The sequence below is a fragment of the Candidatus Allofournierella excrementigallinarum genome, from assembly GCF_944388085.1.
GTDB lineage: Bacteria > Bacillota > Clostridia > Oscillospirales > Ruminococcaceae > Allofournierella_A > Allofournierella_A excrementigallinarum.
In genome coordinates this window covers 13596-35262 of the sequence record NZ_CALXHK010000026.1, presented here as the reverse complement: position 1 = coordinate 35262, position 21667 = coordinate 13596, and the positions used below count along the sequence as shown (strand labels likewise).

Below are 21667 nucleotides of genomic sequence, written 5' to 3'. Positions count from 1 at the left end.
AAAGCGGAACAGGCATGACCGAAATCATGCCTGTTCCAAGAAATTCAAATATTACTGTTTTACGACCACCGAGCATTCCCCGCGCTTTTTTTGTTTTAGGTTATGCGAGCAGCTCCCCCACCAGGTCCGCCAGAAGCAGCGCCAGCACGCAGAGCATCATGGGGCGGATGAACTTCGCGCCCTTTTTCAGCGCCATGCCGCTGCCCAGCAGGTGGCCGATGATGCCGAACACCGCCGCCGGCAGGGCCACGGCGTAGAGCGCCTTGCCCGCGGTGACCATGGTGATGACCGAGGCGTAGTTGCTGGCAAGGTTCAAAAGCTTTGCGTTGCCGGAGGCGCTGCGCAGGTCGTAGCCCATGAACATGCAGAAGGCCAGGATGGCGAAGGTGCCGGTGCCGGGGCCGATGAGGCCGTCGTAGCTGCCGATGAAAAAGCCGATGGCCGCCGCCTTCCACCATTTGCCCGTCCCCTGCCGCAAGGCAGGCCGGTCAGGGCCCGCCAGGTCCCGCCGGGTGAGGATGATGACCGCCGCCACCGGCAGCATCACCAGCAGGATGAGCTTGAGGGACGCGTCCGGCAAAAGCAGCACCACCTGGCTGGCCAGGGCGCTGCCCATAAAGCTGGCCGCGGCGGCCGCGAGGCCCACCTTGAGTTCCAGCGCGCCGTTTTTGAAAAAGCGGGCGGTGGAGAAGGTGGTGCCCACCGCCGACGAGAGCTTGTTGCAGCCGTAGACATAGTGCATGGGCAGACCCACCGCCATGTAGGCGGGCAGGGCGATGAGCCCGCCGCCGCCCGCGGCAGCGTCCACAAAGCCCGCAAGGCCCACCATCGAGCACAAAAACAGCATCGCCGGCAGAGAGAGCGGCAGCCAGTCCAGCATAAAAAGGTCACTTCCCCGTTTCGAGTTGCGGCCCGTTTTGCCGCACGGTATTGAGGATAGCACAAACCACCCGCCGGGACAAGCCCCTTTTTCCGGGCGGCAAAAGGGCCCCTCTTTTCCCGGGAAAAGAGGGGCCTTTGTTTTTCCTTTTCAGCGGCCCAGCACAAAGCGCTCCAGCGCCTTGGCCACGCCGTCGTTGTCATTGGTGTCGGTGACGAAGCGGGCCGCCGACTTCACCGCCGGGGCGGCGTTGCCCATGGCCACCCCCACCCCTGCGCGGCGCAGCATGGGCAGGTCGTTGCCCGCGTCGCCGCAGGCCATGATGAAGGCGGGCTGGATGCCCAGCCGCCGCCCCAGGGCCAGCAGGCCCTCGGCCTTGTCCACCCCTTTGGCGTTCAGCTCGATGCCCACGGCGCTGGAGGCGCTCACCTCAAAGCGGCCGCTCTCTTCCAGCAGCCGCCAGGCTTCCAGGCGCTGGGCGGGGTGGGTGAAAAAGAGGTTGGCCTTTTCGATGGCCGCCTGCTGCCCGGCGAAGGCGTGCACGTTTTCCACCGAACGGCGGCTGGACCGCAGATAGCCCGCCATGCCGGGGGGCGCCCAGTCCTCCGCCCGCTCCAGCTTCGCGGCTTCGCTGTAACCCCAGCCGTCCAGGAACAGGTCCATCACCCGGTCAAAGCCGGCGGTGAGGTCCCAGGCGTAAGACCAGTCCTCCCGGCTCATCCAGCGGCGCTCGGCCACCTGCCCGGCGGCCAGGTCCACCAGGGTGGCCCCGTTGGCGGTGACCGCCCAGTCCACTCCGGGGATGGAGGTGAATGCCTTCGGCAGGCCGCCCCAGGGCCGCCCGCTGGCGGGCACCACAAGGCAGCCCGCGGCGATGCAGGCGCGGATGGCCTGTTCGGTGCGCATGGTGAGCTGCCCGGCGCTGTTCAGAAGGGTGCCGTCGATGTCCAGCCCCACAAGGCGAATGCCCAGTCCGCTCATTGTTTGCCCAGCTCCTTGTTCTTTTCAAAGCTTTCCAGCACGGCGCTCATCACCGCGGCGCGCATCCCGCCCTTTTCCAGGGCGTAGACCCCGGCGATGGTGCTGCCGCCGGGGCTGCACACCTCGTCCTTCAGCTGGCCGGGGTGGCGGCCGGTGGCCAGCACCATGCCCGCCGCGCCCACCAGGGTCTGGGCGGCGTACTCCATGGCCTTGGGCCGGGGCAGGCCGCAGGCCACGCCCCCGTCCGCCAAAGCCTCGATGAACTGATACACGAAGGCCGGCCCGCAGCCGGACACCGAGCTGGCCGCGTCGATGAGGCGCTCTTCCAGCCGGTCGAGGCGGCCCGCGCCCACCATCTTGTCGCAGAATTCCTCCACGTCGGCGGCGGCCACCCGCTCGTTGGCGGCATAGAGGATCATCCCCTCGCCGATGGCGGCGGGGGTGTTGGGCATGATGCGCAGGATGGGCGCGGGGAAGCCCAGCATCTCCTCCAGCCGGGCGATGGTGAGGCCGGCGGCCATGCTCACCAGCACGTATCCCCCGCCCCGCCCTTCCAGCGTGGGCGCGAGGGTGGCCAGCATCTCCCCCATCATCTGGGGCTTGACCCCCAGGAAGATGAACTTCGCCTCCCGGGCAACGGCGTTGTTGTCCATGGCGATGTCGCAGTCCAGCTCTTCGGCCAGGGCCACCGCCTTGTCCAGCGTGCGGTCGGTGAGCACCACCTGCTCCGGCCGCCAGCGGCAGGCCGCCCGGGCCAGCGCGCCGCCCATGCTGCCGGCGCCGATGAATCCGAAGGTATAACCCATGTTGCACCCCTCCTTCATTTATTTAAGAAGAGCATAGCACACTTTGCCCCCGCATGCAAAGGAAAAACGCCGGCTGAGGCCCAAAATCGACCGACTGTGGAAAAAGCGTTGGCAGCGCCCCTCCCTTTCCTCTATAATGGCAGTGAAAGGAGGCGAGGGGGATGAAAGTGGAAGTGGTGCTGGACGCGGCCTGCACCGAGCCGGAACTGACCCTGCGCACCGCCGCCGTGACGAGCGAGGTGGAGCAGCTGCTGCACCGCCTGGCAGAGCAGCCGCCCCTTTTGTGCGGCGAGCGGGCGGGGCGGCTGGAAGTGCTGGACCCAAACGCGCTGGTGCGGGTGTACGCCGCGGCGGGCAAGGTGTACGCCGTGGCGGAAAAGGGCGAATACCTGCTGCGGATGCGGCTGTATGAAGCCCAGGCCCGGCTGGCGGGGCGGCGGTTCGTGCGCATCTCCCATTCGGAACTGGTGAACCTGGACTGGGCGGAGAGCTTTGACACCGGCCTTTCCGGCACCATCTGCGTGCGGCTGAAAAACGGGACCGCCAGCTATGTGTCCCGCCGGTATGTGCCCGCCATCAAACAGATTCTGGGGATATGAGGTGCATCAAGATGAAAAAGATCCTTCTTTACGCGGCGCAGGGCGCGCCGGTGGGCCTGGCCATCGGCTACGCCATCACCATCCTGGTTTCCTTTTTCTGGGGCGGCGGCGAGTATCTGGCGGTGATGCCCCCGCTGGCCGAGGCCGTGGGCAGCGAAGCCGCCGCCGTGGCGGCGCAGGCGGTGCTGTGCGCCGGCATCGGCGCGGCGTTCTCCGCCCTGTCGCTGGTGTGGCGGCGGGAGGACTGGAGCTACGCAAAACAGACCGCCGTATATTTCCTGGGCGCTTCGCTGGCGATGCTGCCCTCCGCCTGGCTGGCCCACTGGATGGAGCACAGCCTGGCGGGCTTTCTGAGCTATTTTGCCGTCTTCCTCGCGCTGTTCCTGGCCTTCTGGCTGGCCGGCTGGGCCGCCGCCCGCCGCGCGGCGCGGCAGCTGAACGAGGGGCTGCGGCGAAACGGCTGACCCGCGCAAAAAAGCGCCCTCCCCACGGGGAGAGCGCTTTTCATCTTTACGCGGCCGCCTCGGTCACGTTGGACTCCACCGCGTACATGCCGGAGTATCCGTCGATGCACACCGCGTTCATGTCCTCCAGCGTCTCGAAGCCGGTGAAGTTGTAGTAATCGCCGTTCACCTTCACGTCGATGTTGCCGTAGGCCAGAAAGCCGTAGTCGCCGGTGGCCTCCACCGAGCCGTCGCCGTGGAGCACCAGGTCGCCGAAGCCGACGCCGGCGTAGTAGGTCAGGGTGCTGCCGTCCGGCAGCTGAGCCTGGACCTTGTAGGCCGCATAGAGCATGTTATGGACGTCCACCATCTCGCTGCTGAAGTCCTGGCGCACCAGCATGTAGCCGCCCAGGCAGCCGGCGGAAAGGATGGAGTCGCCCTCCTTCTGGCGCAGCGCCTCTTCACCGGCGGCCGCCAGGGCATCCCAGTCCTCCTGGCCGATCTGGTCCAGGGCGGTCACCCATTCGTCCAGCCCCTCCACCGTGAAGGCGGCGTCTTCCGGCGCCAGGACGGCGTTGTGCTCTTCCTGTGCCGTTTCAGCGTCGCAGTTCCACCGGAAGGTGACCGTGTCGCCGTTGGAAAGGCCCTCCGCCTTGTCCAGGCTGCCGTCCACGCAGGCGGCAAGGCCCACCGCGTCCTTCACATCTTCGCCGCAGGCCGCGGCGAAGCCCTCGCTGTCAAAGCTCCAGACGGCCGTGCCCTCGCCGCTCATGCCGGAAAATTCCACCGACAGATAAGGCGCCGGGTCCACCGTCACCGGCTTCGCGCCGCAGCCGGCCACCGCCAGCGCCAGAACGGCCGCCAGCGCGGCCAGAGTCATCCGTTTTTTGCCCGTTGCAAAACCCATGGTATCCACTCCTTTTTCATCCAAGAACGGCCGCCGCAAGGCCTGCCCTGTTCCGGCAGGCCCTGCGGCGGAGTACACCATCATTATATCACGGCTTGCAAGAGGGCACGGCGCTCACTCGTAGCGCAGCGCGTCGATGGGGTCCAGCTTGGCGGCCTTATTGGCCGGGTAATAGCCGAAGAACACGCCGATGGCCATGGAGAAGCCCACTGCGACGAGGACGGCGGAAAGGCTGGGTTTTACGGCGTAGCCCAGCAGGGACGCGCCCACGCTGCCCAAAGCCACGCCCAGGGCCACCCCCAGCGCGCCGCCCACCAGGCAGATGACCACCGCCTCGGTGATGAACTGGAGGCGGATGTCGCCCCGGCGGGCGCCCAGGGCCTTGCGGGTGCCGATCTCCCGGGTGCGCTCGGTGATGCTGACCAGCATGATGTTCATCACGCCGATACCGCCCACCAGCAGGCTGATGGCCGCGATGGCGCTGATGGCCAGCTTGACGGTGTTCAGCATGCTGGTCATCTCCTCGACAAGGCTCTCCATGCTGGTGGCGGTCACCGTCCAGCTCTCGTTGCGGGTGTAGAAGCTGGAAAAGAAGGCCTCGGTCTCGTCCAGGAAGGCGGCGGTGTCGGCGCCGGAGGCGGCCACCACCGTGAAGCTCTGGTAGCCCTCGTCCGCTTCGCCCAGCTTCTGGGCCGCCGCCAGCGGGATGTACATCTCGGTGACCGGGTCCTCGCCGGTCATGCTGAAGTAGCCGCTGTCGTCGTATTCATAAACGCCCGCCACATAGAAGGTGAGCAGCTTCTGGCCCACCGTGACCTGAAAGCTCTGGCCCAGCACCGAGGAATCAGCGCGGCCGAACAGGGTCTCGCAGGCCAGGTCGCTGACCACCGCCAGCTGGCGCTCGCCGTCGGAGTCCTTGACGAAGCGCCCGCAGAGCAGCTCCAGCTCGTTGGCGTCGGCGTACTGGGCGTTGACGCCGGTCACCTGCACCGAAGCGGTGTCCTCGCCGCCGCCCACCGTGCCGGTGCCCAGGGCGCTCTCCAGGGAGATGGCGTAGATGCTGCCGGCGTAGGCGGCCTGGTATTCCTCCAGCATGGCGTCGGTGATGAGGTCCTCCTCGGAGGGCCGGGCCATGCTGAACATGCGCACCGCCCCGCCGCCGGAGTCGCTCTCGCTCTTCTGCTGCAGGCTGACGGTGATGTTGCCCACGCCGAAGCTCTGGAGGCTGTCGGTGAGGGAACCGGAGAGGGAGTCGCCCACCGTGACGATGGCGATGACCGAGCCGATGCCGATGATGATGCCCAGCATGGTGAGCAGGGCGCGCATCTTGCCCGCCCAGAGGCTGGCGAAGGCCATGCGGATGTTGTCAAGCACTGCGGCCCGCCCCCTTCCGCTCGCCGATGATGCGCCCGTCCTGCAGCGTGAGGATGCGCTGGCACTCCTGGGCCAGCTGCTGGCTGTGGGTGATGAGCACGATGGTCATGCCCTGACGGTGCAATTCGTGGAAGATGTCCATGACGGTGCGGCTGGTGGCGGAGTCCAGCGCGCCGGTGGGTTCGTCCGCCAGAAGCAGGGCCGGTTCGTTCGCCAGCGCCCGGGCGATGGCCACCCTCTGCTTCTGCCCGCCGGACAGTTCGTTCGGCTCGTGGCTGGCCCGCTCGCTCATGCCCACCTGGGCCAGCAGCTCCCTGGCCCGCTTTGCCCGCTGGCGGGCGGGCGCCCGGGCATAGAGCATGGGCAGCTCCACATTTTTCTGGGCGCTGGTGCGCCCGATGAGGTTGAAGGTCTGGAACACGAAACCGATCTTGCGGTTGCGGATGGCGGAAAGCTCGCTGTCTTTGGCTTTGCCCACGTCCACCCCGTCCAGAGTGTAGCTGCCCTCGGTGGGGCGGTCCAGCACGCCGATGATGTTCATCAGGGTGGATTTGCCGCTGCCGCTCTCGCCCACGATGGCCACGAACTCGCCGGGCCAGACCGCAAGGTCGATGCCGTGGAGGATCTCCAATTCATTGGGCTTGCCGATGTAATAGCGCTTGACGATGCCGCGCATTTCGATGATTGGCTGCTGCATAGCCGTCAGCCTCCCATCCCGGGCCGGCCGCCGCCCATGTTGCCGCCGCCGGAGGGCATGGCCGCGCCGCCGTCCGCGGGCGCGGCGATGACCACTTCGCCGCCGCCCATCATCATCATGTCGGAAGAACCGCCCACCTCTTCGGTGGCTTCCTCCGGGTCGGCGGAGGCCCGCACGATCATGCCCTCTTCCAGGTCCGCACCGCTGACTTCGGCGTAGTAGTCGTTGGAGGCGCCCACCGTCACCTGCACCTGTTCAAAGACGGGCTCGCCGTCTTCCTCGCCGGTGCGCACATAGATAACGGAGGTGCCGTCCTCTTGTTCCTCGATGGCGTCCAGCGGCACGGTGAACACGTCCTCGGTGGTGGACTGGATGATCTGCACCTTGGCGTTGGTGCCGATGAGCAGGCCGCTGTTTTCGTCATCCACCGTCACCTCGGCGGAGAAGGTGCTGGAGGAGGAGCCGCCGCCGGAGGCGGTGGGCGAGATCTGGGTGAGGGTGCCGCTGATCTCGCCGTCGATCACGTCGCTGGTGATAACGGCGCGCATCCCCTCGCTGACGCTGCCGATGTCATACTCGGCGATGGAGATGGCGATCTTGAGATGGTCGGTGTCCTGAATGGTGGCGGCGGCGCCGTCGACGGCGCTGCCCACCGTGGCGTTCACCGCGGTGACCTTGCCGGAGGTCTCGGCCTTCAGGGTGCATTTTTCCAGCTGCGACTGGAGGTCCTCCAGCTCGTCGCTCTCGCCGGCTTTGTTGTAGCTTTCCAGGGCGGTGTCCCGGCTTTCCTCGGCGGTCTCGCTGGTCTTGACGGCGTTCTCGTAGGTGGTCTTGGCCTGCTCGTAGGCGGTCTGGGCCTGGGTGTAGGCGCTGGAAAGGGAGGTGTAGCTCGAAGCGGACTGGGCCGCCTGCAGGTTGGCCTGGGCGGTCTGCAGGGCCTGCTCGGCGGCCTGGTACTCGCTGTTTGCCGTCACCAGCGCGGCCTTGGCCGCCTCCTGCTCCGCCGTCAGGGCAAAGGCGGCCGCCTGCTCCCCGCCGCTGGGGTCGCCGGGGGCAGGTTCCGCCGTGGGGGCGGGCGGGTCCACCGGGTCGCCGTTCGCGTCCACCGAGCCGCCCAGCGCCTGCCACGCGGCGAGGGCGCTTTGGCGGGCGTTCAGCTTGGCGAGCAGGTCGGCGTTGGCGGCGTCCACCTCGGCCTGGTAGCCGCTCACTGCGGCGGCGGCGGTCTCATAGGCGCTTTTGGCGGAATCCCGCTCGTCTTCGGCCTCCTTCATATCGTCGTAGGTGCTTTTGACGTTCTCCTCCGCCTCGGTGAGGCTGGCCTGGGCCTTTTCATACTGCGTCTGGGCGGTGGCCTTGGCGTCGGCCAGGCTCTCCTGCAGCTTCTGGATGCTCTCTTCCAGTTCGGAGGTGTCCAGGGTGCAGATGACGTCCCCCTCCTCCACCGAGTCGCCCACCTGCACGTCCACTGTCTTCACGGTGTATTTCAGGTCGGTGGTCACGTTGGACACCTCGCTGCTCTGCACCGTGCCGGTGGCGCTGATGGAGTCCTCCAGGGTGCCTTTCTGCAGGGTGACGGTGCGCACGTAGCTGCCGCCCGCGGCGGGCAGGTTCGCCGGGCGGGCAAAGCGCCCGCGCAGGAAAAGAGCGGCGGCCGCCGCGGCGGCCGCCAGCAGCGCCAGCGCGATGACCGCCTTTTTGTGCCGGCCGGCAAAGGCCGCCGCGCCCGCGCAGGCAGTTTTGATCTTGCTCATAAAACAATTCCCCCATTGTTCCTTGTCTTCGCCCGGGCCGGGCGAATGCTACGGTGTATTTTACGGGGGGATTGTGAAATCAGCCGGAAAGAACGGTGAAAATTTTGTGGAGTGCACAAAAAGGTGCGCCTCCGTTTGATGAGGCGCACCTTTTTGCTCCTGCGTTTATCTCCGGACGGAGGCGGGCCGTTTGCGCCGGTTCCCTGCCGCCCGCGCCGCCCAGAAGAGCAGCAGCGCAGCCGCCAGCGCCGCCGCCGCGATGAAGGCGGGGGCGAAGGGGGCCAGCCGGTCTTTATAATAGAGCCAGGCGCTGCGCTGGCAGGCGGCGGCGGTGACCAGTTCCACCGTGCCCACCGCCTCGCCGTCCACATAGACCACGGCCCGGCCCGCCGTCTGCCCGGCTTTTACCGGGGCCTCCAGCGTCTCGGGCAGGCCCTCGGCCACCACTTCCACCTGGCTGTCCGCGCATTGCAGGGTGGTGAGGGTGGAGGCGGCGTAGAGGTCCACCGTTTCGGCCTCGGCGCACCACTTCACCGGCACGCTGGCCACGGGGGTCTCGGTGTTGGGCAGGGCCACCGGCCAGAAGTTCACAAGCGCCCAGTCGTAGAGGCCGGCGGTGGTGTGGAAGGCCCAGTTGAAACCGTCCTGGGCCAGCTGGACGGGCGCGCCCATCACCACCAGCAGCCAGGTCATGCCGCCCGACTCGGCGCTGGAGACGAAGCACCGGCCCGCCTCGTCGGTGAAGCCGGTCTTGATGCCCCGGATGTAGGGGCGGTAGAGCGCCTGGTCCGGCAGCTGCATCACATTGGTGGTGGTGATGTAGTAGGCCGCGCCCTCGGGGGCGTCGGCGCTCTCGGGCGTGGTGTGCACGTTGGTGAGGGGCATCCAGTAGCCGGTCTGGGTGACCGCCTCCATCAGCAGGTCGTTCTCCCGGAAGGCCTTTCCGATGAGGAACATGTCCCAGGCGGTGGAGTGGTTGCCGTATTCCAGGCCGTAAAGGCCGTGGGCGCAGGTAAAGCTGGTGTTTTCGCACCCGAGCTGGGTGGCCCGGGCGTTCATCTTGTCAAAAAAAGCCTGCATGTCCCCATTGCCCAGGTAATAGGCGATGGCGCTGGCGGCGTCGTTGCCGCTGGGCAGAAGGCAGGCGTAGAGCAGGCTTTCCAGCGTGACCGTCTCCCCTATCTTCAGGTCCGCGTCCGAGCCGTTCTCCGCCTGGATGCGGTCGAACTCCTCCCGCAGCTCCTCGGGGATGGTGAAGGCCTGGGAAAGGTCCTCGCCGCTTTCCGCCAGCAGCAGCGCGGTCATCATTTTGGTGAGGCTGGCGGCGGCCCGCACCTGGCGGGAATTCTTCTCGTACACCACCGTGCCGGTGTCCACATTGTAGAGCACCACCGCCTCGGCGTTCACCGCCCCTTCCGGCGGGTCCCACCCGGCGGCGGCGGAAAAGCCCCAGGTCAGCGCCGCCGCAAGGGTGAGCGCCAGGGCCAGGAATTTTTTCATCACGTGCCGTTTCCTCCCGTTGTTTGCTCCTTTCATTATACGGGAAGGAAGGCCGCCTTACAACCAGCAAAAATTCCCGCCACCCAAACGGGGTGGCGGGAATTTTTTATTGTGCGCTTTGCTCGGGCAGGGGCTGGCGGTTGAGGATCTCCATGAATTCCTCGCCGGTGATGCTCTCCCGCTCCATCAGGAAGGCGGCCAGCTCGTGGAGCTTGTCGATGTTCTCCTTGAGGATGCCCGTAGCCTTTTCGTGGGCCTCCCTGATGATGGAAAGCACCTCTTCGTCGATCTTTTCGGCGGTGCCCTCGCTGCAGGCCAGGGTGGCGTCGGCGTTCAGGTACTTGCCGGCGGTGGTCTCCAGGGCCATCATGTCGAACTGGCGGCTCATGCCCAGGCGGGTGACCATCGACCGAGCCAGGCGGGTGGCCTGCTCGATGTCGCCCGAGGCGCCGGAGGTGTAGCTGCCGAAGATGAGTTCCTCGGCGGCCCGGCCGCCGGTGAAGGTGGCGATCTTGTTCAGCGCCTCCTGGCGGGTGAGCAGGTTCGTTTCCTCCTGGGGCACCTGCATGGTGTAGCCCAGCGCCCCGGAGGTGCGGGGGACGATGGTGATCTTGGTGACGGGGGCGCTTTCGGTCTGTTTGGCGGCCACCAGGGCGTGGCCGATCTCATGGTAGGCCACGATGCGCTTTTCCTTCTGGCTGAGCACCTTGTTCTTGCGCTGGTAGCCGGCGATCACCGTCTCCACCGCTTCCTCCAGGTCGCTCTGGCGCACGATGCGCCGCCCGTTCTTCACCGCCAGCAGCGCCGCCTCGTTGATCATGTTGGCCAGCTCCGCGCCGGAGGCGCCGGAGGTGGCCCGGGCGATGGCCATGTAGTCCACGTTCTCGTCCATCATCACCTTGCGGGCGTGCACCTTGAGGATGGCGGCGCGGCCTTCCAGGTCCGGCAGCTCCACCGGGATGCGCCGGTCGAAGCGGCCCGGGCGCAAAAGGGCTTTGTCCAGCGTTTCGGGGCGGTTGGTGGCGGCCAGGATGATGACCCCCTTGGAGCCGTCGAAGCCGTCCATCTCGGTGAGCAGCTGGTTCAAGGTCTGCTCCCGCTCGTCGTTGCCGCCCATGCCGGCGGCGCCGTCGCGGCTTTTGCCGATGGTGTCGATCTCGTCGATGAACACGATGCAGGGGGCCTTCTGGGCCGCCTGGCGGAACAGGTCCCGCACGCGGGCCGCCCCCATGCCCACGAACATCTCCACGAACTCCGAGCCGGAGATGGAGAAGAAGGGCACGTGGGCCTCGCCCGCCACCGCCTTGGCCAGCAGGGTCTTGCCGGTGCCCGGAGGGCCCACCAGCAGCGCGCCCTTGGGCAGGGTGGCGCCGATGCTGTTGTATTTGCTGGGGTTGTGAAGGAAATCCACGATCTCGGCCAGGGCCTCCTTGGCCTCGTCCTGGCCGGCCACGTCGGCAAAGGTCTTGCCCGTCTGGGCCTCCACATACACCTTGGCGTTGGACTTGCCGAAGCTCATGGCGTTGGGCCCGCCCATCTTTTTTGCCATCCAGCGCATAAGCAGCTGCCCCGCCGCCACCATGATGATGACCGGCAGCACCACGCCGAACAAAAGGTTCATGGCGGGGGACGCCTGGGTGGGCACCACGCCGCCGTACTGCACGGCGCTGCCGTCGGGGCCGGTGGCCGCCAGGATGCGGTCCACCCGGTCGGGGTCGTTGACGATGGCGGTCTGGCAGATGCGGTCCCGCCCGTTTTCATCCTTCACCTGATAGGTGATGGTGCCGGCGGTGGAGTTCTCCTCCACGGCCACCACGCTGCCCGCCGAGAGGTCCGAGAGGAACTGGTTGTAGGTCACCTCGATCACTGCGCCCCGCATCATCTGGGGGAAGATGAGCCAGTTGAACACCAGCAGCGCCACCAGCGCGCCGATGCAGTAATAGATCAGCACCTTGTTGGGGTTTTTCGGCCCGCGCGTCTTCATAAAACACCGCCTTTGTGCTTATTTGGGATGGCGGCTCGCCGCCTTTTTTCATGTTTATAGCATATCCGCTGGATATGAAGAAAATATGAACGAAGATAAAATCTTTTTGCGGCGCAAAAAAGCGGCCTTCGCCCCCATGGCAAAGGCCGCTTTGAGATTCATCCCGGCAGGGTGATCTGCCCCAGGAGGATGCCGCCGGCGTAGTCCTCGAAGAGGATGTCCAACGTGCTGCTGCCCAGTTCCTCCGGGTCCACCCGCAGCACCATGCTCACCGGGGCGGTGCAGCCCTGGGGCACCTGGGGCCGCAGGGTATAGGCGGCCTCGCTGTCCCAATCGGAATCGAAGCGGGCGGCCCATTCGTCCCCCTTCTGGGGCAGGGCCTCGAAGGTGTATTCGTCCAGGTCCACCGGGCGCTGGCTGTGGTTGGTCAGCCGGAAGCTGACCAGATAATAGTCGTAAAAGGTCTCGCCCCATTCGGGGGTGTCGATGGCCTGCACGCTCATCTGGTCGGCGCTCACGTTCCAGTCGCCGGCGTAGCGGGCGTTGTCCAGCCCGGCCATGCCCGCCGCGAAGCGGGCCACCGCGGCGGCCAGAGCCAGGGCGGCCAGGGCCCACATGAGCAGGCCGGGACGGCTGTTCTGTCGGTTCATTCGCCGCTCACGCTCCCTTCCGTCACAGTCAGGTCAATGCCCGTCATGGCCGCTTCGCTGATGTTATAGTCCCGGTCAAGGGTCTGGCACTGGAGCCACAAAGTGTGCCCCGCCGCACCCTCCGGCACCAGGAAGTACAGCCAGCCCTCGTCCATGGAAACGCTCTGGAAGGCGTAGGGGTCCAGCGCCTCGGCGGCCAGCTCGGGGTAGAACTGTTCCAGGTCGTAGGTCTGGATGGCGGGATAGTAAATGTCCCCCGCCTGCAAAAATGTGTCGGCGGCCCAGTCGGAACGGTAGTCCTGCTCCTTATCCACCTCGCACCAGACGCGCAGCACCTCTGCGCCTTCCTCCGTGCCGCGGATGGAGCCCAGCCGCTGGGCCTGGCCCACCAGCACCTGCCGCCCGGCGGGGCCGAAGGCGAAGGCCTCGTTCTGGGCGGCGCTGGTCACCAGGGCCTGGGGCACATACGCCGCCTGGGCCTGCCCTGCCTTGGCGGCCCGGGTCGCCAGCGGGAAAACCGCGCATTCCACCGCGAACACCGCCAAAAACAGGATGAGCAGCACAAGCGCAGGCCGGCTGACTCGCCGCCGCACCGGCGCGGGCGGCGCCCAGAGCTCCGGGTCCTCGTCGTACTGAGGCTCCTCCTCTTCTTCCGTCTGGGGCACAAAGGCCTCCGGCGGGGCCTCGTTGTAGCGCCCGCAGTGGGGGCAGATGCCATTGTTCACCGCGGGGTCATAGCGAAGCCCGCAGTTGGAACAAAGAATCTTCATCGCCGTATCCTCCCCTTTTCACAGCGCCCCGTCCGCCAAGGGGCGTTTTTTTCTATTATATCGCCCGGAAGGCGGTTTTTCAATCGCCTGCCAGGGCTTCCAGCACCGCCCGCAGCGCGGCGAGGGGCGCTTCGCCCCGGTCCACCCGCACCGCCAGGTAGGGCTTTGCCCCGGCGTTCACCATCACCCTGCCCGGCAGCGCGGCGGCGGCCGCCTTGATGGAAGCGGGGGTGAGCTTGTCGGAATAGAGCAGCAGGGTGTCCCGCTTCTGGCCGATCTCATACACCCCCGCCTTCGCCGCCGTGACCCGGATGAGGGAGATGTCCACCAGGCCGGACACGCTCCCCGGCACATCGCCGTAGCGGTCGATGAGCTCATCCAGCACGTCGGAGGCGTCCTCGGCGGTCTCGATGGCGGCGATGCGCTTGTAGGCCTCGATGCGGCCCGCCGCCTCGGGAATGTAGCTGTCGGGGATGAAAGCGTCCACCGTGATGTCCACGAGGCAGTCCGCCTTGTCCGGCGGCGGGGCTTCGCCCTTGGCCAGCGCCACCGCCCCGGCCAGTATCTTCATATAAAGGTCATAGCCCACCGCCTGCATGTGGCCGTGCTGGCTCTGGCCCAAAAGGCTGCCCGCGCCGCGGATCTGAAGGTCCCGCATGGCGATGCGGAAGCCCGAGCCGAAGCTGGTGAACTCCCGGATGGCGGAAAGGCGCTTGGCCGCCACGTCGGTGAGGACCTTATCCCGCCGGAAGGTGAAGTAGGCGTAGGCCTTGCGGCCCGAGCGGCCCACCCGGCCCCGTATCTGATACAGCTGGGCAAGGCCCATGCGGTCGGCATCCTCGATGATGAGGGTGTTGCAGTTGCGCACGTCCACGCCGGTCTCGATGAGGGTGGTGCACACCAGCACGTCGATGCCGCCGTCCAGCAGCTGCTGCCACACCCTGCCCAGCTGCTCCTCGGTCATCTTGCCGTGGGCCACCCCCACCCGGGCGCCGGGCACCATCCGCCCCACCATGCCGGCGGCGGCCTCGATGCTGTCCACCCGGTTGTGCAGGTAGTAGACCTGGCCGCCCCGGGCCAGCTCCTTCTTGATGGCCTGGGCCAGGATCACCGGGTCGTACTCCATCACATAGGTCTCGATGGGCTGGCGCTCCACCGGCGGCTCCTCGATGGTGCTCATATCCCTTATGCCGCTCATGGCCATGTTCAGGGTGCGGGGGATGGGGGTGGCCGAGAGGGTGAGCATGTCCACCCCGATGAAGGCCTCTTTCAGCTTTTCCTTGTGCTTAACGCCGAAGCGCTGTTCCTCGTCGATGATGACCAGCCCTAAGTCGTGGAACTTGATGTCGTCGCTGAGCAGCCGGTGGGTGCCCACCACGATGTCCACCGTGCCGGAGCGCAGGCCCTTGATGGTCTGCTCCTGCTGTTTTTTGGTTCTAAAGCGGGACAAAAGGCCCAGCTGGATGGGGAAGGCCTCCATCCGGGCCAGCATGTTGCTGTAGTGCTGCCAGGCCAGGATGGTGGTGGGGGCAAGGATGGCGCACTGCTTGCCCCCCATCACGCACTTGAAGGCCGCCCGCAGGGCCACCTCGGTCTTGCCCACCCCCACGTCGCCGCAGAGCAGCCGGTCCATGGGCCAGGGGTTCTCCATGTCCTTCTTTATCTCGGCGGCCGCCGCCAGCTGGTCGGCGGTCTCCTCGTACTCAAAGCGGGTCTCGAAGTCCCGCTGCCAGTCGCCGTCCGGCGGGAAGGCGGTGCCCCTGGCCTGCTGGCGCTTGGCGTAGAGGGCGATGAGCTCCTGGGCCATCTCGGCGGCGGCGGCCTTCACCTTGCGGCGGGTGCGGGCCCACTCCTGGCCGCCCAGCCGCGCCAGCTTCACCTTCTCCCCGTCGCCGGGGGCGGTGTAGCGGCTGAGCAGGTCCAGCTGGGTCACCGGCACATACAGCGTGTCGCCCTTGTCGTAGAGCAGCTTCAGATAGTCCTTCACAACGCCCTGCACTTCCAGCCGCTGGATGCCGGTGTACATGCCGATGCCGTGGTTCTGGTGCACCACGTAATCGCCGGGGGCGATGTCGGTGAGGCTGGAAAGGGCGTTTTTGTCCTTCTTGCGGGCGGGCTTTTTCTTTTCCCCCTCCCCCGCCCGGCGGCTGGTGAGCAGGGCGTAGCGGGCAAAAGGATACTCCGCGCCGGCGCTGGTGTGGCCGGCGCGCACCGCCACCGCCCCGGGGCTGGCCACCATGTCCTTGGCGGTGCCCGCCCGGAAGCCCTTGTCCGCCAGGTCCCTGGCCAGGGCCGCGGCGGCCCGCCCGGTGCCCGCCAGCACGTCCACCGCGAAGCCCTGGCGGGTGAGGTTTTCCAGGTCCTCCGCCAGGGATGCCGCCTCGCCGGAAAACGGCGGGCGGGCGTGGGCGGGGGCGTTGATGATCTCTTTCAGCTCCAGCCCCGGCAGGGTGCGGGCGAAGTTCTCGCAGCACAGGCTCGTGTTCTTCTGGGCCGCCGCCAGCAGGTAGGGCATGTCCTCATAGAGCACGTCCAGCCCGGGGCAGATCGCCCCCTGCTCATACAGGCCCTTCAGCTCCTCGCCCCGGCGGAAGGCGGCGGCCTTCTGGGCCTCGCGGATGGCGCTGGGCTCCTCCAGCACCAGAATGGGCTCATCGAAGTAATCCAGCAGGGTGGCGGGCTTTTCGTAGCGCACCCCCAGGTACTTGTCCAGCGCCTCGGGCACAAGGCCCGCGTCCAGCTGGGCAAGGTCCGCCTCCATGGCCTTTTCCATGGCGGCGGCCCGGCGGCCCGTCTCTTTGGCCAGGGCGCTGCGCAGGGCGGCGGCGGTCTCGGGGGCGGAGCCGAACAGCACCTCCCGGGCCGGGCTGATGTGCAGCTTTTCCAGTTCGCCGTCCCGCCGCTGGCTGAGCACATCGAAGCTGGAAAGGGTGTCGATCTCGTCGCCCCAGTACTCGCACCGGGCGGGGCTTTTGGCCTCGGGGGGCCAGATGTCCACGATGCCGCCCCGCACGCTGAACTGCCCCGGCCCTTCCACCTGGCCCCGCCGGTGGTAGCCCGCGTCGAACAGGCGCTCCTCCAGTTTGGCGAGGGGCAGCTCCAGCCCGGGCTTGAGGGTCAGGGTGTTGCGGCAGAATTCCTCCTTGGGCATGGTGTACTGCAAAAGGGCCTCGGCGGGCACGCACACCGCCCCAAGGCGCCCGCCCACCAGATCGCCCAGCACCGCCAGCCGCCGGTATTCATATTCCCGCCCGGCGCCCTCGATGGGCCGCAGCAGAAAGTCCCGGGGCGGGAACACCGCCGCCGGAAGGCCGAAGGCGCAAAAGTCCGCCGCGAGGCGGGTGGCCTCCGCCTCCCCCGCCGTGACCGCCAGCAGGGGGCGGCGGCTCTCGGCGGCCAGCAGCGCCAGCATCTGGGCGCGGCCCGCCGGAGGCAGGCCGAAGAGGGCCGCCGGGCCCTTCGCCGCCAGGTGGCTTTTGAGTTTTTTGTATTCCGCGGTGTTTTTGAGGATGTCGAACATGGGGTCACCTTTCTGAAAACAGCCGTTTTGGGGCACAGGGCAGCGCCCCGCCGGGCCTTGCCCGGCGGGGTGCGCGTTTTTCTATGTTTCTATTGTAACGGCAAAGCCTGCCGAACGCAAGAAAAAAGCGTCGTTATTCCGGCAGCTTCGCCGCGCCCCACTTTCCGCCGGTCTTGACCCAGAGCAGGCCGCCGAAGGCCGGGGCCGCGTCCTCCACCTGGCCCGGCTTCAAAAGCCAGCTGCCGTCGGCCTTCAGCACACCGGTCTGGCCGTCCCGCTTCACCACCACGCACCCCTCGGTGAAGGGGGCGGGGTAAATGCCGGTGACCGGCTCGCTTTTGCCCGCCGCCTCGTTCCATTCCCACTTGACGCCCCAGAAGGGCTCGTATTCGCAGAGGATGATCTCCCTGCCGGAAGCGTCCACATAGCCCCACTTGCCCTCTTTGCAGACGGCGATGGCCTCGCCGGTGCCCATACAGGCGGCCTCATAGACAAAATCGGTGAGCAGCGTGCCGTCGGATGCGGCCACCGCGAAGCGGCCATCGTGCTCCAGCACAAAGTCCTCCCAAGAGGCGGGGTCCTCGCCGGTCCAGCCGGCGCGCAGGGCCCCCTGCTGCACCGGGACGAGGCCGGGCAGACCTTCAATTTCGCTCAGCGGGCGGATGGTCATGCTTGCCTCGCCGAAGCTGACGGCGCTCACCGCGCCCGCCCCATCCGCCAGAAAGCGGTTGGAGCCGCCGCCGTGGCCCACCTCCATCCGAAAGCTGGTGCCGATGTCCTCCAGCTGGGCGTCCAGGGCCTCCAGCTCCTCCCAGCTGTACCAGCGCTCCCCCTCATAGAGGCCCGCGTCGTAGAGATGGCCCGCGCCGCAGCGAATGGGCTGGGTCACAAAAGCCGCGGGCGCGGCCACGCCGCCGCTGGCGGCGTCCAGCACGCCCCAGCCCGCGGCGGTCTTTGCCAGATAATACCCCGCCTCGCCGGGGCGCTGGCTCACCATGCCGGCGGCCACAGTGGCGGTGTCCGCCACCGGCTCCACCGCCTCAAACTCATATGCGGGCCGGATGGCCCACTCCATGCTCCTCAATGTGCCGGCCCCGCAGCCGGAAAGGCTCAGGCTCAAAGCCGCCGCCAGGGCCAGCGCTGCCAAACGCTTCATAAAGCGCGTCCTCCTTTCGGGCGGGCGGGCGTTTTTGCGCCCACATTTATAAAACGAAACAGAACGGCCGCTTTATCGCATCCGGCATGTAAAAAACCGCATCGTTTTTGCAAACGACACGGTTTTTCTTCATCGGTTGTAGCGGTTCTGCGCCTCGGAGAGCCTGCCGTCCATGATGAGTTCCACGGCGTTTGCCACGTCCTCCAAACGGCTTTCAAAGGCTTTGCGGTCGGCGCCGGAAAGGCGGCCCAGCACCCAGTCGGCCAGGTCATATTCGGGGCTGGGCTTTTCGCCCACACCCAGCCGCACCCGGGGGAACTCCTGGCTGCCCAGGCGGGCGATGATATCCTTGAGGCCGTTGTGCCCCCCCGCCGAGCCGGAGGGCCGGATGCGCACCCTGCCGGGGCTTTGGGTCACGTCGTCGCACAAAACGATCACATGGGCGGGGTCGATTTTATAAAAGTTTGCCGCCGCGCCGATGCTGCGCCCGGAAAGATTCATGAAGGTCTGGGGCTTGAGCAGGATGACCTTGCGCCCGTTCACCGCCGCCTGGGCCAGAAGGCCCTCGAACTTGACCCGCGGCGCGGGGGCGTTCCACCGGCGGGCGATAAAATCCAGCGCGTCAAAGCCCGCGTTGTGGCGGGTGCCCTCGTATTTTTTGCCGGGGTTGCCCAGGCCCGCCACCAGCCAGTCGGCCCCGGCGCTCTGCTTTTTGAAAAACATGGGTGTCCTCTCCTTTTTCGCGGGGCGCGGCGGCGTTTCTGCCGCGGCAAAACCTGCCCCAGTTTAAGTTATCATGCTTTTTTCGCCTTTGCAAGCCTGAAGGAGGCCCGGATCGCAAAAAAATCCGTAAATCAATGGACAAAAACGTTAAAACCTCTGGCGCTTGGCGGCGCGATTTGCTATAATATTATGCGCGTTCTTATCGTTTGGCGGGGCATCCCGCCCCGCGGGACGTGGAATCTTTTATGGAGGTCGAGAATATTGAGCAAGAAGTATCTGTACCTGTTCAGTGAAGGCAACAAGGACATGCGTGAGATCCTTGGCGGCAAGGGCGCGAACCTGGCCGAGATGACCAACGCGGGCATGCCTGTGCCGCAGGGCTTCACCATCAGCACCGAAGCCTGCACCCAGTACTACAAGGACGGCCGTCAGATCAACGAGGAGATCATGGCCGACATCTACGAGTACATCGGCAAGATGGAGGAGATCACCGGCAAGAAGTTCGGCGATGTGAAGAACCCCCTGCTGGTGTCCGTGCGTTCCGGCGCCCGCGCCTCCATGCCCGGCATGATGGACACCATCCTGAACCTGGGCCTGAACGACGAAGTGGTGGAGGGCCTGGCCGCCAAGACCGGCAACCCCCGTTTCGCCTACGACAGCTACCGCCGTTTCGTCCAGATGTTCAGCGACGTTGTGATGGAGCTGAGCAAGAGCGACTTTGAGAAGATCATCGACGAGATGAAGGAAGCCAAGGGCGTGAAGCTGGACACCGAGCTGGACGCCGACGACATGAAGGCCCTGGTCGCCAAGTTCAAGGACCTGTACAAGAGCAAGATGGGCAGCGACTTCCCCGCCGACCCGAAGGTCCAGCTGATCGAGGCCGTCAAGGCCGTGTTCCGCAGCTGGGACAACCCCCGCGCCAACGTCTACCGCCGCATGAACGAGATCCCCTACGACTGGGGCACCGCCGTCAACGTGCAGGCCATGGTGTTCGGCAACAGCGGCAACAACAGCGGCACCGGCGTCGCCTTCACCCGCAACCCCGCCACCGGCGAGAAGGCCCTGTTTGGCGAGTACCTGATCAACGCCCAGGGCGAGGACGTGGTGGCCGGCATCCGCACCCCCTCCCCCATCGCCCACCTGAAGGACCAGATGCCTGAGGTGTACGACCAGTTCGTGGAGATCGCCACCCGCCTGGAGAACCACTACAAGGATATGCAGGACATGGAGTTCACCATCGAGGATGGCAAGCTCTACATGCTGCAGACCCGCAACGGCAAGCGCACCGCCGCCGCCGCCCTGAAGATCGCCGTCGACCTGGTGGACGAGGGCATGATCGACGAGCGCGAGGCCGTTCTGCGCGTGGAGCCCAAGCAGCTGGACAGCCTGCTGCATCCCCAGTTCGACGCCGAGGCCCTGAAGAAGGCCGAGGTCATCGGCAAGGGCCTGGCCGCCAGCCCCGGCGCCGCCTGCGGCCAGGTGGTGTTCACCGCCGAGGACGCCAAGGAGAGCGTTGAGAACGGCAGCATGAAGAAGGTCGTGCTGGTGCGTCTGGAGACCAGCCCCGAGGACATCGAGGGCATGGTGGTGGCGCAGGGCATCCTGACCGTCCGCGGCGGCATGACCAGCCACGCCGCCGTTGTGGCCCGCGGCATGGGCACCTGCTGCGTTTCCGGCTGCGGCGAGATCGTTGTGGACTACGACAAGCAGGAGTTCACCCTGGGCGGCAAGACCTACAAGCGCGGCGACTGGATCAGCATCGACGGCTCCACCGGCAACATCTACGGCGAGGCCATCCCCACCGTGGAGGCTTCCATCAGCGGCGACTTCGGCCGCTTCATGGGCTGGGCCGACGCCGCCCGCCAGCTGAAGGTGTTCACCAACGCCGACAACCCGCGCGATGCCAAGCAGGGCGTCAACTTCGGCGCCGAGGGCATCGGCCTGTGCCGCACCGAGCACATGTTCTTCGAGGCCGACCGCATCAAGGCCGTGCGCGAGATGATCGTTGCCGAGAACGTGGAGGACCGCAAGAAGGCCCTGGCCAAGATCCTGCCCTATCAGCAGGGCGACTTCGAGGCCATGTACAAGGTCATGGGCGAGCGCCCGATGACCATCCGCTACCTGGATCCCCCGCTCCATGAGTTCCTGCCCACCAAGGAAGAGGAGATCGTGGACCTGGCCAAGGATCTGGGCGTGAGCGTTGAGAAGCTGCACACCGTCATCGACAGCCTGCACGAGTTCAACCCGATGATGGGCCACCGCGGCTGCCGCCTGGCTGTCTCCTACCCCGAGATCGCCGAGATGCAGACCACCGCTGTGATCAACGCCGCCATCAACGTCTCCAAGGAGACCGGCGTTGCGATCGTTCCCCACATCATGATCCCCCTGGTGGGCGAGGTCAAGGAGCTGAAGTTCGTCAAGGACGTGGTGGTGGCCACCGCCGACAAGATCATCGCCGAGGCCGGCGTTGACATGAAGTACGAAGTGGGCACCATGATCGAGATCCCCCGCGCGGCCCTCACCGCCGACGAGATCGCCAAGGAGGCTGAGTTCTTCAGCTTCGGCACCAACGATCTGACCCAGATGACCTTCGGCTTCAGCCGCGACGACGCGGGCAAGTTCCTGAGCTACTACTACGACAACAAGGTCTACGAGAGCGATCCCTTCGCTCACCTGGACCAGAACGGCGTGGGCAAGCTGGTGGAGATGGCCGCGAAGCTGGGCCGCCAGACCCGCCCCGATCTGGGCCTGGGCATCTGCGGCGAGCACGGCGGTGACCCCACCAGCGTGGAGTTCTGCCACCGCGTGGGTCTGGACTATGTGTCCTGCTCTCCCTTCCGTGTGCCCATCGCCCGTCTGGCCGCCGCCCAGGCTGCTATCAAGAACCCCCGGTGATCGGGAATTCGAGAGCACGGCTTGCTGA

17 protein-coding genes are annotated in these 21667 nt (G+C 66.4%); 3 read left to right on the top strand and 14 right to left on the bottom strand.

The window, feature by feature from the left end; translation table 11 throughout:
- Positions 1 to 100: 100 nt before the first annotated feature.
- The 3 genes from ACH2AT_RS06525 to proC form a co-directional block, all read right to left on the bottom strand.
- The gene (locus ACH2AT_RS06525) at positions 101 to 880 is read right to left on the bottom strand and encodes a sulfite exporter TauE/SafE family protein (protein WP_394964501.1); all 780 of its coding nucleotides are present in this window, start codon (positions 878 to 880) and stop codon (positions 101 to 103) included.
- Positions 881 to 1030: 150 nt separating this feature from the next.
- Positions 1031 to 1861 carry a Cof-type HAD-IIB family hydrolase gene (locus tag ACH2AT_RS06520; RefSeq protein ID WP_394964499.1) on the bottom strand — a complete coding sequence of 277 codons (831 nt, stop codon included), beginning with the start codon at positions 1859 to 1861 and terminating at the stop codon, positions 1031 to 1033.
- Entirely contained in the window at positions 1858 to 2667 is an 810-nt protein-coding gene (gene proC, locus ACH2AT_RS06515) for a pyrroline-5-carboxylate reductase (RefSeq protein WP_394964497.1), read from the bottom strand. The genes ACH2AT_RS06520 and proC overlap by 4 nt, the downstream gene beginning before the upstream one ends.
- Positions 2668 to 2828: 161 nt before the next feature.
- Here proC and ACH2AT_RS06510 point away from each other — a divergent pair, with 161 nt between their 5' ends.
- Complete coding sequence (locus tag ACH2AT_RS06510) at positions 2829 to 3266, top strand: LytTR family DNA-binding domain-containing protein (protein WP_394964495.1); 438 nt, start codon at positions 2829 to 2831, stop codon at positions 3264 to 3266.
- An 11-nt stretch (positions 3267 to 3277) separates the two neighbouring features.
- Positions 3278 to 3730, top strand: a complete 453-nt coding sequence (locus ACH2AT_RS06505; RefSeq protein ID WP_394964493.1) for a DUF3021 domain-containing protein — start codon at positions 3278 to 3280, stop codon at positions 3728 to 3730.
- 46 nt (positions 3731 to 3776) lie between these two features.
- On the opposite strand, the gene ACH2AT_RS06500 is transcribed toward ACH2AT_RS06505, so the two are convergent.
- The 11 genes from ACH2AT_RS06500 to pth form a co-directional block, all read right to left on the bottom strand.
- The gene (locus tag ACH2AT_RS06500; RefSeq protein ID WP_394964491.1) at positions 3777 to 4616 is read right to left on the bottom strand and encodes a hypothetical protein; all 840 of its coding nucleotides are present in this window, start codon (positions 4614 to 4616) and stop codon (positions 3777 to 3779) included.
- Between the two features lie 114 nt (positions 4617 to 4730).
- Positions 4731 to 5990 carry an ABC transporter permease gene (locus ACH2AT_RS06495; RefSeq protein WP_394964489.1) on the bottom strand — a complete coding sequence of 420 codons (1260 nt, stop codon included), beginning with the start codon at positions 5988 to 5990 and terminating at the stop codon, positions 4731 to 4733.
- On the bottom strand, positions 5983 to 6687 hold the full coding sequence (locus ACH2AT_RS06490; RefSeq protein WP_394964488.1) for an ABC transporter ATP-binding protein: 705 nt from the start codon (positions 6685 to 6687) through the stop codon (positions 5983 to 5985). Before ACH2AT_RS06490 ends, ACH2AT_RS06495 begins: the two co-directional genes overlap by 8 nt.
- Before the next feature lie 5 nt (positions 6688 to 6692).
- Positions 6693 to 8441, bottom strand: a complete 1749-nt coding sequence (locus tag ACH2AT_RS06485) for an efflux RND transporter periplasmic adaptor subunit (protein WP_394964486.1) — start codon at positions 8439 to 8441, stop codon at positions 6693 to 6695.
- 165 nt (positions 8442 to 8606) lie between these two features.
- Positions 8607 to 9941, bottom strand: a complete 1335-nt coding sequence (locus ACH2AT_RS06480; protein WP_394964505.1) for a D-alanyl-D-alanine carboxypeptidase family protein — start codon at positions 9939 to 9941, stop codon at positions 8607 to 8609.
- A gap of 106 nt (positions 9942 to 10047) precedes the next feature.
- On the bottom strand, positions 10048 to 11925 hold the full coding sequence (ftsH, locus tag ACH2AT_RS06475) for an ATP-dependent zinc metalloprotease FtsH (protein ID WP_394964484.1): 1878 nt from the start codon (positions 11923 to 11925) through the stop codon (positions 10048 to 10050).
- A 158-nt stretch (positions 11926 to 12083) separates the two neighbouring features.
- Positions 12084 to 12575, bottom strand: a complete 492-nt coding sequence (locus tag ACH2AT_RS06470; protein WP_394964483.1) for a hypothetical protein — start codon at positions 12573 to 12575, stop codon at positions 12084 to 12086.
- The gene (locus tag ACH2AT_RS06465) at positions 12572 to 13345 is read right to left on the bottom strand and encodes a hypothetical protein (RefSeq protein ID WP_394964481.1); all 774 of its coding nucleotides are present in this window, start codon (positions 13343 to 13345) and stop codon (positions 12572 to 12574) included. The genes ACH2AT_RS06470 and ACH2AT_RS06465 overlap by 4 nt, the downstream gene beginning before the upstream one ends.
- 79 nt (positions 13346 to 13424) lie before the next feature.
- Entirely contained in the window at positions 13425 to 16865 is a 3441-nt protein-coding gene (gene mfd, locus ACH2AT_RS06460; protein WP_394964479.1) for a transcription-repair coupling factor, read from the bottom strand.
- A gap of 133 nt (positions 16866 to 16998) precedes the next feature.
- Positions 16999 to 18021 (bottom strand): WG repeat-containing protein, encoded by a 1023-nt coding sequence (locus ACH2AT_RS06455; RefSeq protein WP_394964477.1) that lies wholly within the window; start codon positions 18019 to 18021, stop codon positions 16999 to 17001.
- A gap of 129 nt (positions 18022 to 18150) precedes the next feature.
- A complete protein-coding gene (gene pth / locus ACH2AT_RS06450; RefSeq protein ID WP_394964475.1) occupies positions 18151 to 18744 on the bottom strand; it encodes an aminoacyl-tRNA hydrolase in 594 nt (197 codons plus the stop codon).
- Positions 18745 to 19005: 261 nt separating this feature from the next.
- Here pth and ppdK point away from each other — a divergent pair, with 261 nt between their 5' ends.
- Complete coding sequence (gene ppdK, locus ACH2AT_RS06445; protein WP_394964473.1) at positions 19006 to 21639, top strand: pyruvate, phosphate dikinase; 2634 nt, start codon at positions 19006 to 19008, stop codon at positions 21637 to 21639.
- Positions 21640 to 21667: the final 28 nt, after the last annotated feature.

Bases quoted from the DNA above. Each gene is read 5' to 3' on its own strand.
- ACH2AT_RS06525 (WP_394964501.1), bottom strand. From the start codon at position 880: ATGCTGGACTGGCTGCCGCTCTCTCTGCCGGCGATGCTGTTTTTGTGC.
- ACH2AT_RS06520 (WP_394964499.1), bottom strand. From the start codon at position 1,861: ATGAGCGGACTGGGCATTCGCCTTGTGGGGCTGGACATCGACGGCACC.
- proC (WP_394964497.1), bottom strand. From the start codon at position 2,667: ATGGGTTATACCTTCGGATTCATCGGCGCCGGCAGCATGGGCGGCGCG.
- ACH2AT_RS06510 (WP_394964495.1), top strand. From the start codon at position 2,829: ATGAAAGTGGAAGTGGTGCTGGACGCGGCCTGCACCGAGCCGGAACTG.
- ACH2AT_RS06505 (WP_394964493.1), top strand. From the start codon at position 3,278: ATGAAAAAGATCCTTCTTTACGCGGCGCAGGGCGCGCCGGTGGGCCTG.
- ACH2AT_RS06500 (WP_394964491.1), bottom strand. From the start codon at position 4,616: ATGGGTTTTGCAACGGGCAAAAAACGGATGACTCTGGCCGCGCTGGCG.
- ACH2AT_RS06490 (WP_394964488.1), bottom strand. From the start codon at position 6,687: ATGCAGCAGCCAATCATCGAAATGCGCGGCATCGTCAAGCGCTATTAC.
- ACH2AT_RS06485 (WP_394964486.1), bottom strand. From the start codon at position 8,441: ATGAGCAAGATCAAAACTGCCTGCGCGGGCGCGGCGGCCTTTGCCGGC.
- ACH2AT_RS06480 (WP_394964505.1), bottom strand. From the start codon at position 9,941: ATGAAAAAATTCCTGGCCCTGGCGCTCACCCTTGCGGCGGCGCTGACC.
- ftsH (WP_394964484.1), bottom strand. From the start codon at position 11,925: ATGAAGACGCGCGGGCCGAAAAACCCCAACAAGGTGCTGATCTATTAC.
- ACH2AT_RS06470 (WP_394964483.1), bottom strand. From the start codon at position 12,575: ATGAACCGACAGAACAGCCGTCCCGGCCTGCTCATGTGGGCCCTGGCC.
- ACH2AT_RS06465 (WP_394964481.1), bottom strand. From the start codon at position 13,345: ATGAAGATTCTTTGTTCCAACTGCGGGCTTCGCTATGACCCCGCGGTG.
- mfd (WP_394964479.1), bottom strand. From the start codon at position 16,865: ATGTTCGACATCCTCAAAAACACCGCGGAATACAAAAAACTCAAAAGC.
- ACH2AT_RS06455 (WP_394964477.1), bottom strand. From the start codon at position 18,021: ATGAAGCGTTTGGCAGCGCTGGCCCTGGCGGCGGCTTTGAGCCTGAGC.
- pth (WP_394964475.1), bottom strand. From the start codon at position 18,744: ATGTTTTTCAAAAAGCAGAGCGCCGGGGCCGACTGGCTGGTGGCGGGC.